The 13,205-nt window shown below is 48.9% G+C and carries 12 protein-coding genes and 1 pseudogene; 4 read left to right on the top strand and 9 right to left on the bottom strand.

Annotation, left to right across the window (positions count from 1 at the left end; genetic code table 11):
• The 3 genes and pseudogenes from ADS79_RS36165 to ADS79_RS16395 form a co-directional block, all read left to right on the top strand.
• A pseudogene (locus tag ADS79_RS36165) lies at window positions 1-220 on the top strand (IS110 family RNA-guided transposase); the annotation flags it as partial.
• 456 nt (window positions 221-676) lie between these two features.
• Complete coding sequence (locus ADS79_RS16390; protein WP_049739494.1) at window positions 677-1,249, top strand: PadR family transcriptional regulator; 573 nt, start codon at window positions 677-679, stop codon at window positions 1,247-1,249.
• Window positions 1,233-2,213, top strand: coding sequence for a BtrH N-terminal domain-containing protein (locus ADS79_RS16395; protein ID WP_049739495.1), 981 nt, complete (start codon window positions 1,233-1,235; stop codon window positions 2,211-2,213). The genes ADS79_RS16390 and ADS79_RS16395 overlap by 17 nt, the downstream gene beginning before the upstream one ends.
• Before the next feature lie 226 nt (window positions 2,214-2,439).
• Here ADS79_RS16395 and ADS79_RS16400 read toward each other — a convergent pair whose 3' ends face one another.
• The 8 genes from ADS79_RS16400 to ADS79_RS16435 form a co-directional block, all read right to left on the bottom strand.
• Window positions 2,440-2,802: a hypothetical protein gene (locus ADS79_RS16400; RefSeq protein WP_049739496.1), complete on the bottom strand. Its 363-nt coding sequence runs from the start codon at window positions 2,800-2,802 to the stop codon at window positions 2,440-2,442.
• 555 nt (window positions 2,803-3,357) lie between these two features.
• Window positions 3,358-4,227, bottom strand: coding sequence for an SDR family oxidoreductase (locus ADS79_RS16405; RefSeq protein ID WP_049741020.1), 870 nt, complete (start codon window positions 4,225-4,227; stop codon window positions 3,358-3,360).
• 44 nt (window positions 4,228-4,271) lie between these two features.
• The gene (locus ADS79_RS16410) at window positions 4,272-5,426 is read right to left on the bottom strand and encodes a hypothetical protein (RefSeq protein WP_049739497.1); all 1,155 of its coding nucleotides are present in this window, start codon (window positions 5,424-5,426) and stop codon (window positions 4,272-4,274) included.
• Entirely contained in the window at window positions 5,401-6,747 is a 1,347-nt protein-coding gene (locus tag ADS79_RS16415; protein WP_049739498.1) for a F390 synthetase-related protein, read from the bottom strand. Before ADS79_RS16415 ends, ADS79_RS16410 begins: the two co-directional genes overlap by 26 nt.
• The gene (locus tag ADS79_RS16420) at window positions 6,744-7,064 is read right to left on the bottom strand and encodes an MBL fold metallo-hydrolase (protein ID WP_141260999.1); all 321 of its coding nucleotides are present in this window, start codon (window positions 7,062-7,064) and stop codon (window positions 6,744-6,746) included. Before ADS79_RS16420 ends, ADS79_RS16415 begins: the two co-directional genes overlap by 4 nt.
• Window positions 7,061-7,693, bottom strand: a complete 633-nt coding sequence (locus ADS79_RS16425; protein WP_049739500.1) for an MBL fold metallo-hydrolase — start codon at window positions 7,691-7,693, stop codon at window positions 7,061-7,063. Before ADS79_RS16425 ends, ADS79_RS16420 begins: the two co-directional genes overlap by 4 nt.
• The gene (locus ADS79_RS16430; protein WP_049739501.1) at window positions 7,690-8,919 is read right to left on the bottom strand and encodes an ATP-grasp domain-containing protein; all 1,230 of its coding nucleotides are present in this window, start codon (window positions 8,917-8,919) and stop codon (window positions 7,690-7,692) included. Before ADS79_RS16430 ends, ADS79_RS16425 begins: the two co-directional genes overlap by 4 nt.
• Window positions 8,909-9,910 (bottom strand): beta-ketoacyl-ACP synthase III, encoded by a 1,002-nt coding sequence (locus ADS79_RS16435; RefSeq protein WP_049739502.1) that lies wholly within the window; start codon window positions 9,908-9,910, stop codon window positions 8,909-8,911. The genes ADS79_RS16430 and ADS79_RS16435 overlap by 11 nt, the downstream gene beginning before the upstream one ends.
• A 366-nt stretch (window positions 9,911-10,276) precedes the next feature.
• Between ADS79_RS16435 and ADS79_RS16440 the strand changes: the two genes are divergently transcribed.
• Window positions 10,277-10,468, top strand: a complete 192-nt coding sequence (locus tag ADS79_RS16440; RefSeq protein ID WP_049739503.1) for a hypothetical protein — start codon at window positions 10,277-10,279, stop codon at window positions 10,466-10,468.
• A gap of 1,115 nt (window positions 10,469-11,583) precedes the next feature.
• Here ADS79_RS16440 and ADS79_RS16445 read toward each other — a convergent pair.
• Complete coding sequence (locus ADS79_RS16445) at window positions 11,584-13,044, bottom strand: amidase (RefSeq protein WP_049739504.1); 1,461 nt, start codon at window positions 13,042-13,044, stop codon at window positions 11,584-11,586.
• Window positions 13,045-13,205: the final 161 nt, after the last annotated feature.

Here is a 13,205-nt window from a genome sequence, read left to right on the forward strand (position 1 = left end):
GTATAGGCGAACAGCAGCACGAAAAGGTAAAAAACGAGCTGCAATTTCTGTAGCCCATGCCATATTAAGAATCTCCTACTATCTACTTACCCGTAAAGAAATGTATGTCGATTTAGGAGAAGATTATTTTGAAAAGCAAAAACAACAGTTCATAGTAAGGCATTCGGTTCAGAGATTAGAAAAGCTGGGATATACCGTTACGATTACTGAAGCCTCTTAATCTAAGAGAAATATTCATAGCATAGAACTCAGGCGTTGCTGTTTTTAAAAAATGAATGAGCTACGTCTTTTTTTAGTGTTGCCATTTTTCGTTATACATAGAAATTAATTTTCATGGGAGCTTAACTGACTTCCCGCATACAGGAGTTTGCTTCAGTCATTTAACCGCCTGAGGAATTCAAGTACAAGTTGCAATAGCAACGCCGTCGCGTCAGCGTCATACGACGGCAAACTGCTTTCCGCGAAGTAGTGTTGATCACCTGGGTACAAAAAAGATCGGGATGATCGATCGATGCTCGAGCTCAAGTGCCGCCTCAAGACCCGTACATTCGGAAGTTCGTCAGTTCCTGATTTGAACATTCTCAAGCTGTAGTTTTCTAGCAGATTCGGTTATTGAATCTTTATTACACTCATGTTATATTCCATATATGAAATACTAAAGATAAGGAGTCTCTCTATGCATACATTATCGAATGTCGAATTCATGCTCCTGCAAATGATCGCGGAACATCATCAAGCTTCCGGATACGATATTATGAAGTTAGTCGAGCAGCGAGGTTATAAAGAATGGGCGAATATCGGTACAACTTCGATATATGCAGGATTGAAGAAACTTAGTGATAAAGGATGGATCTCACCTGAGACATCCGACGAGAAATCCGGCAAGGGGCCAACGCCGACCCGGTTTGCCCTCACCGAAGTGGGTATACGTAAGCTGAAAAATGAAATTCTTGATAGTCTGTCGTCTACACGGGAACGCGACAACCGCTTCGATCTCGGTTTGGCCGCTTTGCCCCATATCGGGAAGGAAGAGGCCGTCATTGCTTTACGGAAACGACTGGATTTTCTTGGACAAGCCTCGATAAAAATAAGACAGAAGTACGAATCACAAGGCGGAGCTAGCTTGCCGCTGAACGTAAGGGCGTTGTTCTTGCATCCATTCAGCTTAATCGAGAGCGAACAAGAGTTCGTTAGCCGTTTAATACATGAATTATTGGAGGAGGCAAGTAGACATGGTCAAATTTATTGAAGGTTTCATCCCTTATCAAGGCGAACATTGCGAAACAACCGCCATGGGCAATTTAATGCAATATGCGGGAGTCCGCCTGTCTGAGCCGATGTTGTTCGGGCTCGGGCAAGGGCTTGGATTCATATACTGGGATTCGAAGGAAATGGACTTCCCCTTCATCGGAGGAAGGATAAAACCGGATAAACTGAGCGCTTATCTCGCCGAACGACTCGGCTTGAACGTCAGATATCAAGAAACCTCGTCCGTCAATAAGGCGTGGCAGAACGTCCGAAGCAGCATCGAACACGGCATTCCTGTTGGGCTTAAATTAGATGCCTATTACTTGGATTATTTTAAGAACAAAGTGCACTTCGCCGGTCACTATGCGGTACTTTACGGTATAGATGACGAATACGCCTACATGGCGGACACCAGACAACAGGGTGGACTTGTGAAGACGCGTTTGACAAGCTTGGCCGCTGCCAGAAATGCAAAGGGACCCATGAGTTCCCGGAATCGTTCCTTTACGATCGAGCCAAACGACGAATTGCTTCCGCTTGTTTCTGCTATACGCGAATCCTTGACCATGAATGCGCATGACTATCTGAACCCGACCATTCGGAATATTGGCAATAAAGGCATTGTTAAAATGAGCAATGAAATCTTGAAGTGGCCTTCTCGCAGCAACAATTTCGAACATGATTTATGTCTTACCGCAACGCTAATGGAGCGGGCGGGAACCGGCGGCGCTTTATTTCGGAATCTGTATAGGGATTATTTGAGAGAATGTGCTGATCGGCTGGAGGACCCGAGGATCGAACAAGCCCACTGTATGTTTACAGAGATCGCTCCAATGTGGGTCAGCGTCTCTGCTTCAATCGACCATGCAGGAAGAACAGGTGAGCACCAAGAGCTCATAAATGCGTCTAAGCTGTTGCTCGAGATTGCGGATAAAGAACGCGCAGCCATGGAGCTATTGTTGTGATAGTCTTACACTTACATTGAACGGAATCATTCCTTTCGGCACACATGCTTTAACTCAGTATCAGCTTAAGCACCTCACGAGGGTGCAAAAGGGTCAAGTTCTTGTCGTCCGACAGCTCACATGGATCAACAACAACAAAACTCCCCTTCCACAAACCACAAAATATAAATGGACCGCTCGTGGGGAACCGCTTCCCGCATATGTACGGTGATCCTGCACTTTCCTGTTATAGCGAAAAATCAGTCACGCCTTTCTTATAGGTATATTTCAGAGTGTATGTTTCTCCGTCCTCAAAGGGCATAGTTGCAATTTTTATTCGAGTATAATCAAGCCTGTGTTCTCTTAATACTCTTTTTATCAAGGCAATACTCCGCTGTTCATCCGTAATGACACAAAATATGTTAAGTACATATTTATACGGGTCAGACACGCATTTCCCCATATCAAAACCATCGACATAGCCAAGTTCAGCATCTGATAAAGAAATATTCAAATATTCCATCACTTTATTTTTTAACCATTCATCGCGTTGGTTTCCTTTTACGCTTTTCAAGGGATACTGCAGCACTAACCAAAATTTTTCATTCATTCAAATTCACCACCGTACTTTTATGTTGTTATATAAATTAGCTCAGCCTTTCATAGTTAAGCTAAAATCAGGATTTACTTCTCGGTATCAATACGAATAGCCAAATCTCCCAAAGAAGTTCTTAATTTTGAAGCGATATTATTGAACAGTTTTTTCCATCTAGGGTTATGTTTAGATATCCTCTATTGTAAACTCCTTTATTTGTGTGGTTTTTTGAAAAGTATATCGATTTCACCATAAATTGGTCAATGTTATTAAGCATAACTACCCGTTAACTTAATAAAACGAATAAGCCGCCGCGGCGCATAACAGCCAACCTTTTACCCGATTCAGCGGACATGACTCTTCATACGCCGGGCTGTCTCTTATCAATAGTTGAATAAAGGCAGTTGCAGTCTAAGACTTTATTTTCGGGTCTGACACTGTCACTGCCTTTACTTCATCTGAAATTGACACTATGTAATGCTTCCCAGTCTATTACATTATTTTCATCCAAAAGTAAGTATAATAAAAGTCCGCTGAAGCAAACTTTCTTTGGTGTGTTTGAAAGAATGATCAACGCGTTCCCCGCTCAATCAGGTGCTCGAACCACTTCCAGGGAAGCAATGCCTTTCCCCATATCGCGAGAAGCGATCCTTGCCCAATTGGGTAGCGCAGACGTGGCGATGGCGTGCTTGCGATTCTCCCGATCAGCTCTGCTACTTGCTGCGGATCGGGTGCATGTTCAGACGCACGGCGCGAATATCGCATAATCGCCTCGAGTCTGTGTTTGTAGGGGGAGTCTGCGTCGCAAGGAATATTTGCTAACCCTTTTTGCCAGATTGGTGTTCGATAGGCGCCAGGTTCTACTAGCACGACGCGGATGCCAAACGGAGCCAGTTCATGACGCAGACTCTCGCTAAACCCTTCTATAGCAAACTTGGAGGCGGCGTACGGCGCGTAGCCGGGAAACCCGATTCGTCCGCTGATGCTGCCGATATTCACGATCAGACCACTTTGTTGTTTCCGCATGACAGGAATGACGCTTCGGGTCATCGCAACGAGTCCGAAAAAGTTCGTCTCCATCTGCCGCCTCCAATCTTCCATCGGTACCTCCTCGACGAACCCGCCAACAGCGAACCCGGCATTATTGATAAGCACGTCGATATGGCCATGCATGCGAAGCGTCTCCGCAACGACCTGCTCGATGTCCTGAGTAGATGTCACGTCCAAGCTGAGATAGTCCAGTCGCTCCGATACCCCTGCTTGTTCGGCTCGTTTGCGCAGCTCGATGGCCCGTTCCGTATCCCGCATCGTCGCAACGACGCGGTATTGCTTACGCGCCAGCTCGACAGCTGACAGCATGCCGAAACCGCTTGATGTGCCCGTAATGAGGGCGATCCTCTCTCCTGAAGGAGATGGTAGTTGTTGCTCTCTTCGCGACATGATCCGCACCCTTTCCTCCTTTTAATCTATCTGTTTATAGCTTTTTATAGCTTGTACTTGCGCATGATCGGAACGCCAATACCGTTCAGCAGCTGCTCCAAAAGCGTCCAACACCATCTTCTTCCAAGCGGCAAATGACTGTCAAATACCGCGGAATATTCGATATCGGCAATCGCTCCGCGGTTTCGTTTGAATTGGGCAGCTCCTGCGCTCTCATGGAGTAAATCTCCCATCTCACGGGCTTGCCGGATCAGGCAAGCAGACAGCATACGGTACAGCCCAACCGAAGCAGGCTGCGACGTATCATAGCCGAAAAGCGGAGTCGTCATGACCCCATTGCGGTTGAAAAAACCCATAACAGCATCCAATCGCCCCTCTTTGCGCAGCCCGTACAAGGTCAGCACGCCGGTTTGCTTGGCTAAGCGGATAAACGCTGTATCGAACTGTGGGTTGTCGTAGGAGTACTTATCCAAATAGAGCATCGCGTACAATTCTGCTATTCGGGGCACGTCTGTGTCTGTTATGTCCGACGGCGAAACAAACTCATACCCGTTCTTCGCCAGCAGCTCGTAATCCCGCTTCAATAGCCAGCGCGATTTTGCGTTTCCGAAAGCTGGATCATTCGATTGGTATAAATATATCTGCCGGCTTGGCACCAGTTTGCAGCCATTCGCTTGCAAGGTTGCAATCATTGCCGGATGAAGCGAAGAACTAAGGGAACGCAGCACGATTGCATGCTCGGGAAATGCTTCCCGCACCGTATTCACAATGGCCGCAAGCTGTCCTTCCGATAATCGGGGGTACAGGTTCGTTGACAATAGCCAATTGTTTACATGGACAACCTGATTGAGTTGCGAACTTTTCATAAAATAGCCAAGGACGTCCAGAATTGCAGACAAGCTTTTCTCCATTAGCGGGCGGTTCAATAACTCCAATTCCCGTTTGGCATAGCGAATATAATGCGTATAGGGAGAACAAACATACGAATTGTCGTAATCATCATCGTTTACAGTAACAGGAAGAACCAGATCCTCCGTCCGCAAAACGAGCATCCTCGTTCTCACGTTGCGCATGAATCGGTCGGTCCCTTCGCGCAGAAGCGGCTCCAAATAAGCTTTCGCGTACCGGCCGTCCTCGGTATCCGGCCAATCGATGCGCTCGAGATTACTTTGATCATAGAGGGAGATGTGATTGCTCAATCTGCCATCTCCTTTCTACGCGTCGAAGCTTGCGAAGTCCCGGTTGAAACGAATAAGGAGCAAATGTGAGATTCGGGATGCGGCAGTGTAACCTGCGCATCAGCAACTCCATCGATGTCGATACTTGCCACTCGACCTCTTCCCGAACGAAACCGGCGGCGACTTGAAGCTCAATCACTACTTTCTCCACATCGATCTGAAGGGCCCGGTACTCTTCAATCACAGGGGAAGCGGCAAGGATGGCGCGTGTAATATAATCCGGGAAAACCGGAGTAAGTCCCCCATCCGTTTCGCTCAACATATAAAAGATATCGTCGCAACGGCCCTCGATCTGCTTGATCGCGGTAAAGACAGAGCCGCACGGACAGGCCGACTCGGCTTCCGTTAGTAGATCGTTCAATCGATAACGAATAATCGGCTGCGTAGAGCGAGAGAAATCGGTCACGATTGGTACGAATTTGCGTTTGCCATTCTCCCCTTGAACGTATTCCTTTTCAATATGAACCACATCCTCATTCAAATGCAGTGTTCCGTGCCGACATGTGCTAGCGAGAAAGCCTTCCGTACATTGGTATACATGGTGAAGCGGCAAGCCGAACGTCTCTTGAATTATACGAGCATCGAGCGGCTCCAGTACTTCCGCAACAGAAATGATTCGATGCGGGAACGCTCTCAACCGACCTACCCGTTTTTCCTCGGCCAGCAGACGGAGTAAAGATGGAGGCGCGGCCCATATGCCAGGCTGATAAACTTCCAGCCGCTTCACATGCCTCTCGATCGGTTCTAGTAGATCGAAATATTCGAACTGCAGCTTGCCGCTGCGCACGGATTCGTACAGATTGCTGTTCGCCCTCAGAAAAAAGGCTACCTTCTCTGGTCTCCACAGTGGTCCAGGCAACAGCTTCGCCAGCATCGTGCCAGCCCAGGCTGCTTGCTCGCGATCGCTGACGAGAAATAGACCGCGGTTACCGGACGTTCCTGACGACAGGCCGACGCTTATGTTTCCGATTCGCGGCTGGAAATTGCGCGTATTCTCCGCTTCAAGCGCGACCGCCATCGCCTCGTCTTTTCGGATACCTGCTGTATTCAGGTGATCAAAGTGATCCATCATAACTTTTTTGTCGATAATCGGGAACCGTCTCCATTGCTCCAGCGGGATATCCCCCCATAGCTCCCGATAAAAGGGAGAATGAGTCATGACGAATCGAAGCTGGCGGAGTACCTGGCGTTCCTGCCAGCGCTCGAACGCCGTACGATCGGCCCATCTTCCCCCGAACCTGGTCTGTATGTAATGCTTTAGGAGTATGATAAGTCCGTTCATGATTCCTTCTCTCCTATCTCCTGTAAGAGTTCTTCCTTACAATGACTCGGTATGATTCGAATCTGAGGATATTGCTGATGCAGAAAGCACAACCGTTCAAAAGTATCAGCATACTGACCACGATCATCCATGATCAGCACGGCTGCCGCGTGCGGCTTGCGCCGTTCTCGATAAGCGCGGCTTGACCAGACCGCATCCGCGCATAAGAAGTACTCGCCTGTAGCCGACATCAAAAACAATCCGATCTGCCCCGCAGCATGCCCTGACAGGTCAACCGCGATCAAGCTACCGTCTCCGAACAGATCATAACCCATCACGAACGGAAAATCCCAGGTAGCCTGCGCATTGGAGTCTCATCAATGAATGCGGATCGTTCCTCGAAATCGTCCGGCAGCAGACCAGGCAGACAGCCAGCTTTGACTGAGGCAAGCAAACCAAGATCTTTGATCGCTGTATGCGCATCCCGCTTATACAGGATGCGAGCATTAGGAAAGTCGCGCAGCCCCGCCGGATGATCGGCATGAAAATGCGATAGCACCACATACCTAACCTCCTCTTCTCCAATACCTGGTTGCCGCAGCTCCAGCAACTTGGTTGCGGCATAAGCGATAACCTGCTTTACTGGAAGCGGTTCCGATTCGCTGATACCTCCCCGGTCTCGATAGTCGAAATAGCTGCTCGGCGTTGAAATATGAATGAGCCTCAGCACATTTTGCTTTCGGCACCCGTCGACGACGTGTCTTGTACCTTCAACGTCCACAGCATGATGGGACGAAGCGAGTCGATCCGCTCCGAGCTTCAGGAGCAAGGCATCCGATTCGTCCAAACGGATTTGCGCGAGGAGGAATCCGTACGCATGCCGCCTACGTTCCATCCCATTTGACTTAATCGCAAGAAGGCATGTTGTCCAAAACCTGGTAGCTCCTGTTACCAATGCGTTGGTCATGCATCACCATTCCATTCGATATCGATCGTTGTTGCTTCAACAAGTGAAATGCCATGCTTTCTGCTTGTCCGCCATGCTTCGGCCAGAACCCGCAGCTGCTCAGCAACAGGTCGCATGTCCATCGGGTTATACACGACGTCACGGGCTATACGAAAAGCTCGGCTCCAAGCGCCAAGCTCGCGAAAGTTGCGAATGCTTCGAAAACCTGCCGCAAACATTGGTGCAGCCAACATGGCCCTGCTTGACATCTTTGGGGTCAGAACGGTGCCTGATTTTTGCAGCGCGTTCGGTTGCAGAAATGCTTGCACTAGGCCGCCACTCGCACCAAACAAATGTACACCGCTCGTTGCCCTCGGATTGCACTCCAGGGCAAACAGTCCGCTACCTTCCTCTTCGATAAAATCGAATGCGATTTGTCCAGTGAATTGCGTCGCCTTGACAAACTTGCGGACCCACTCTCGAGAGCTCTCGTGTTCGATAGGCTCAAAATAAACCGAAGCGCCCTGACCGATCCGGTAACGGCTCGGATAAGCTGTATGTGCGATCAATTCTCCTTCAAAAGCGACGCTATAGGTACAAATATCTCGACCATAAATGCGTTGTTGCGCTACCCACGGCGTCTGTGGTGTCACAGCATTCATGTTATTTGCCAAAAACCGCCTTCTTTTATCCGGGTGATCCTCTCGGGACAGAAACAGAACACGCGATGCAAATCGCGAATACGCTGGCTTCAATACGAGGCATTCGCCCTGTCGTTCCTTCGCTGCAAGCGTTAGCCACTCCTCATGCGTGGAAATGAGCTCAGATCGCGGCACCGTCAATCCGTGCCGTCTCGCTAACAAAACAAACCTCCACTTGTCATGCAGCTCTCCTAACTGTTCGATGGGAGGCGTCCATACTTTGCAGTGCCGGCGTAACCGATCCAGCCCTTTGGCTACAAAAAAAATTTCCTCGCAAGTCGGAATGAGAACATCGACCTGCTCGCTCGTCACGATCGATTCCAGGTCTTGCAAAAAAGCCTCTGTATCTGTATTCGGAGCGGGAACGAGGAAATTTCGCTCTACCGCCCGCGAAACGCGGCAAACGTGATAGCGCGCACTCTCTGCAACGAGCACCCGGTGACCAGTGTTATGAAAGGAACGCGCCAGGTCGAGACTGACAGGTGCCCTTCCCCCTGTGAGCATGATCGTTGATCGCCTCTTAGCAATGAAGTCTTCAATAATCAAGGATCATCCCTCCGAGCGATAATCCGGCCGCCGTACCGATCAGCAGTACCCTGTCCCCGCGCTGCACCTTTCTTTGGCGTACCGCCTCATGAAGTCCCATTGGAATCGATGCGGCAATCGTGTTGCCATGATTCGGGGTAATATATATCAGCTGCTCTTCGGATATTCCGAGCTTTTTCCGCAGGAGCCGCATGGCCATTGCGCTTCCTTGATGCGGTATGACCGCTTTAAAATCGCCCATTCGAGTTCCAGTCGGTGCCAGCAGTTCTTCCACAAAGCCAGGAAGAAGCTTCGAAGCCATTTTGAAAATCGCCTGCCCATCCATATGAAATAAAAAATCTGTTTCCGTCTGCGCATTATGCTCGCGCGGATGTATGCGCGTGCCGCCGCCGCGTATTTCCGACAGCCTCGCCCCTTTGCTGTATGTTCGAATCAAAGCGCCTATGATATGAGAAGCGTCTTCTCTCTCGGACGGGCCAATGACGACGGCAGCCGCACCGTCTCCAAACAATCCGGCGCTTTCTTTCTCATTCCAGTTCAGTCCGACTGAAGCGATCTCGGTCGACACAAGCAGCACATAACGGTAACGCCCTGCATCTACCATATAAGACATCACATCTAGACCGGTGAGGAAGCTGAGACATGTCGCATCAATATCAAATGAAGGAACACCAGACATCTCTTCCCCGAGCGCTTTCTGGATGAAGGAGGCCGTGCTGGGCAGTGCCTGTTCTTTCGTCCCGCTCGTACATACGAGACAATCGATGTCCGAGGTACGTATTCCCGCTGCTGCAAGAGCATCTGCCGCTGCTCTCGCTCCCATATACGATGCGGTCTCCCCATCCCCTGCAAAATGGCGCGCGACAACATCCGTCGTTTTGCGGACCCAGCCAGGCGGTGTCCCTAGGCGCGCATCCATTTCTTCATCCGTCACGATTCGACGGGGCACATATTTTCCGGTGCCGAGTATTTTGACACGTCGCGTTTGCATGACGATCCCCCGCTTTTTCCATTGTTCGATATAATCCCATTCTAGTGGTGCGGAAGTGACCGTAACAGTACTACATTTTTGTGGTACCCCCTTTCGACATTCGACAAAAAAAGTCGACCCCCTTTTTTCTGGAGTCGACAACCCTATTTTACCATTTTACCTTATATATGGTTGATACCGCTTAAACTCCCAATCCCATTCGATCATCTTCGATAAATTGAAAACTGGTTGAAAACAAGTTGGAAACCAAGTACACATTTCAAAGTAGGGTGCTCCGTTTCCGGGTAGTAATAGCTATTGCCGACAGGGAAATACATAGTTCCGGGGAATGTATTACCAACCTAGAAAATCTCCTAGGAGGAAACTATGACCATCATTCGTGTTATATCCCCTATTCCCCTTGAAGAAGAGGAGAGGATGCTTAATGTTTCGTTTCAGATTACATGTGACCTTGATCGCGAAACCATTGTACTTATGGATGAAAATGGAGACCTGATTGATGCTAAAACTATGCAATGGATCTGCCAATACCTTATACTCGCGGCCAATAAAGTGTAGTCGGACAAAATGCTGAATCTGCATGAACTGGATTGGATCAATGCCGAAATCAAGCAACGTTTGTTTGACCACAAAAAAGGCCGCTGGTACGTGTATTGCGACAATTGCAGGAATGGTTAGATTCCTATGCCGATTATTCATATTACAAGCTTTCCGTCCCTTATAAGCGGCAAGAAGGAAGCTCTTGGACTCGTCATTGTTCCGAAGAGTGCACAAATGTCTATGTCGACAAAAAACGGTGAATGCGTCCACTTTACCTCCGTCGATCCCAGCCCGCCCCGGTCTTAGCCTTCCGGCTCGTCCACTTCAACAAAACGGACAGATGGCAGCTGTTCTGCGAAAAGGCAGTCTCATAAAATACAAAAAGGCCAGTCAAAACACAAAAATAAAGTGTTAGACTGGCCTAGTTTATTCAGCTATCGTACCCGTTAGCGGAATGACCTGTTTTAATTTATGGTAGGCTCGCCGAGATTGATCTTAAGCCTCCTACCCGCTAGCTTGATGAAGCATCGTCAGTCTAATACTTTATTTTCCCAGTCTAGCACTTTATTTTCTCCTTACACTAAGAGGAACCGCGCTGTTGAGGGCTAGTGTTTGCTTTATGTTGTACATGTTGTGTGTTGTCGCAAACTGCCCGTTAGTTGATAAAACGGCAGCCATTTACGAAGGCTACCGTTTTTCGTGTGCATTGAGCTCTTGATCCCTTTAGTTTAATGCTGACTAAGGTTCCGCTTAATCATGTGACTTCAAGATATGTTGAATGTTATCCGTATCGCCAAGCATTGCGCCGCTAAGCTGGTAAACAAATCTTGAGGGACATCAATGAGATTTTTCTTCTAATAAAGGTGGTTATTTGAGAAAATGGCCGAAATGAATGTACCTCTATCGGGGGGATGATTTGTTTTAATTTCAGTTCATGACAACTTCATCTATCTGCACTCCATTTAGTCTCTTCTAATCTTTAATATGACGGATGAATATGCAACAAAAAAACCAGCTTTTCATAGCTGGTTTTAGAAATAGTCATTGTGTAGTTCTTGCTGCTCCTCCTCTGCAAAGACTCAAAGGCTCGCTCTATTCTCGGCTCCCTTTACCCCATCAAGTCGCTAACTTTTCTAGAAAACGGGCAATTGCTCTGCCGCGACGTGAAAAGCAGGACGCCGTTCCTTCCACGGGCAGGCATGCTCTAGCTGGGAAGCCAACTGCAAAAGCGTAGCCTCATCGGCATAGCGTCCGGCAAATTGCATGCCGATCGGAAGTCCATCGCGGCTCCAACCAAGCGGTAAAGAAATGGCGGGTTGGCCCGTCGTATTGAACAAATTCGTAAAGGGCGCATACGTAAAAATCTGCTCTGTCCATTCTTTTGCGCTAAGCCCTTTGGCGTTTGCGTTCAGCTCTCCCAAAGGCAGTGGCGGTCTTGCTGTCGTCGGGGACAATAGAACGTCGTACTCTGTAAAAAACCTGCCAACTGCTCGGGAAACGATGTTCTGAACGGCGAGGGCATCCAGCAGCTCCGTGGCGGTAATGGTCCTTCCGTACTGATAGGTGGACAGATTCGCTGCTTCCACATTAGCTTCTGATGGTGTTTGCCCTGTCGCTTGGGCGATTCCATCGATCCAGGATGTGACATTGGCAGCCCAGATGCGAAGGGTTGCAAGTATATGCTGTTCACTGTCGATGATCGGCGAAGCTTCAACCAGTTCATGCCCGAGTTCCTCGCAAAGTCGGACAGTTGCATGCAAGCTATCCAGACACTCCTGATCTACTAAAGCTCCAGAAGGCGGTTTTGATATCCAAGCGATACGAAGTCGGCGAGGTAGGTGGGTAATCTCATCGAAAAACGGTCTCTTCGGCGGCTCTGCCCAAGAGTAGCAGCCAGTATCCGGCCCTGCTACTGCATCGAGCAGCGCAGCAGCATCACGGACTGTGCGCGTTAAAGCAAATTCAATACCGAGACCATTTAACGGCTCGCTGTAATCAGGACCTGTCGGCACGCGACCACGAGTTGGCTTCAACCCGACCAGTCCGTTGCAGGAAGCCGGGATGCGGATGGAACCTCCCCCATCATTCGCATGAGCAAACGGGACGACTCCAGCTGCGACAGCAGCTCCTGATCCTCCACTTGACCCGCCTGAGCTGTGCCTCAGATTCCACGGGTTATGGGTCGGTCCGTGCAAGACGGATTCGGTCGTGGCGTTGTATGCGAATTCTGGTGTGGTCGTCGTGCCAACTGTGACGAGACCAGCCTTGCGGAAGCGTGCCATCAATTCAGTGTCGTAAGGAAAGACGGCCCCTTTTGCCAATCGGCTGCCCATGCTGAACGGTACACCAGCTGCATGTAGTACAATCTCCTTAATGAGGAAGGGAACCCCACGAAACGGTCCTTCCGGAAGGCCCGCATCGATTTGCTCATCCGCTGTTTCGGATAAGACACTGATGATCGCATTCAGCTGTGGATTTACCTTTGCGATTCCTTCTAACGCGGCCTTTTTCAGTTCCTTTGGAGTGACTTCTTTTTGCCTGACAAGCTCAGCCAATCCTATTCCATCATAAACTGAATATTGAGATAAATTCACTTATACCGCCTCCCTTTCTACATTTGCTTGTTTCTTTCGCTTCATTATGACAAACGCTGAAAGCGCTGCCAATTACCCAAAAGAGTCATTTTTTGCGAACTGCGCTTTCTCATCAGGTCCATGTTGCTACCTGTAAACACATATATTATGATGGTGGAAAC

This window comes from Brevibacillus reuszeri, from assembly GCF_001187725.1.
Lineage (GTDB): Bacteria > Bacillota > Bacilli > Brevibacillales > Brevibacillaceae > Brevibacillus > Brevibacillus reuszeri.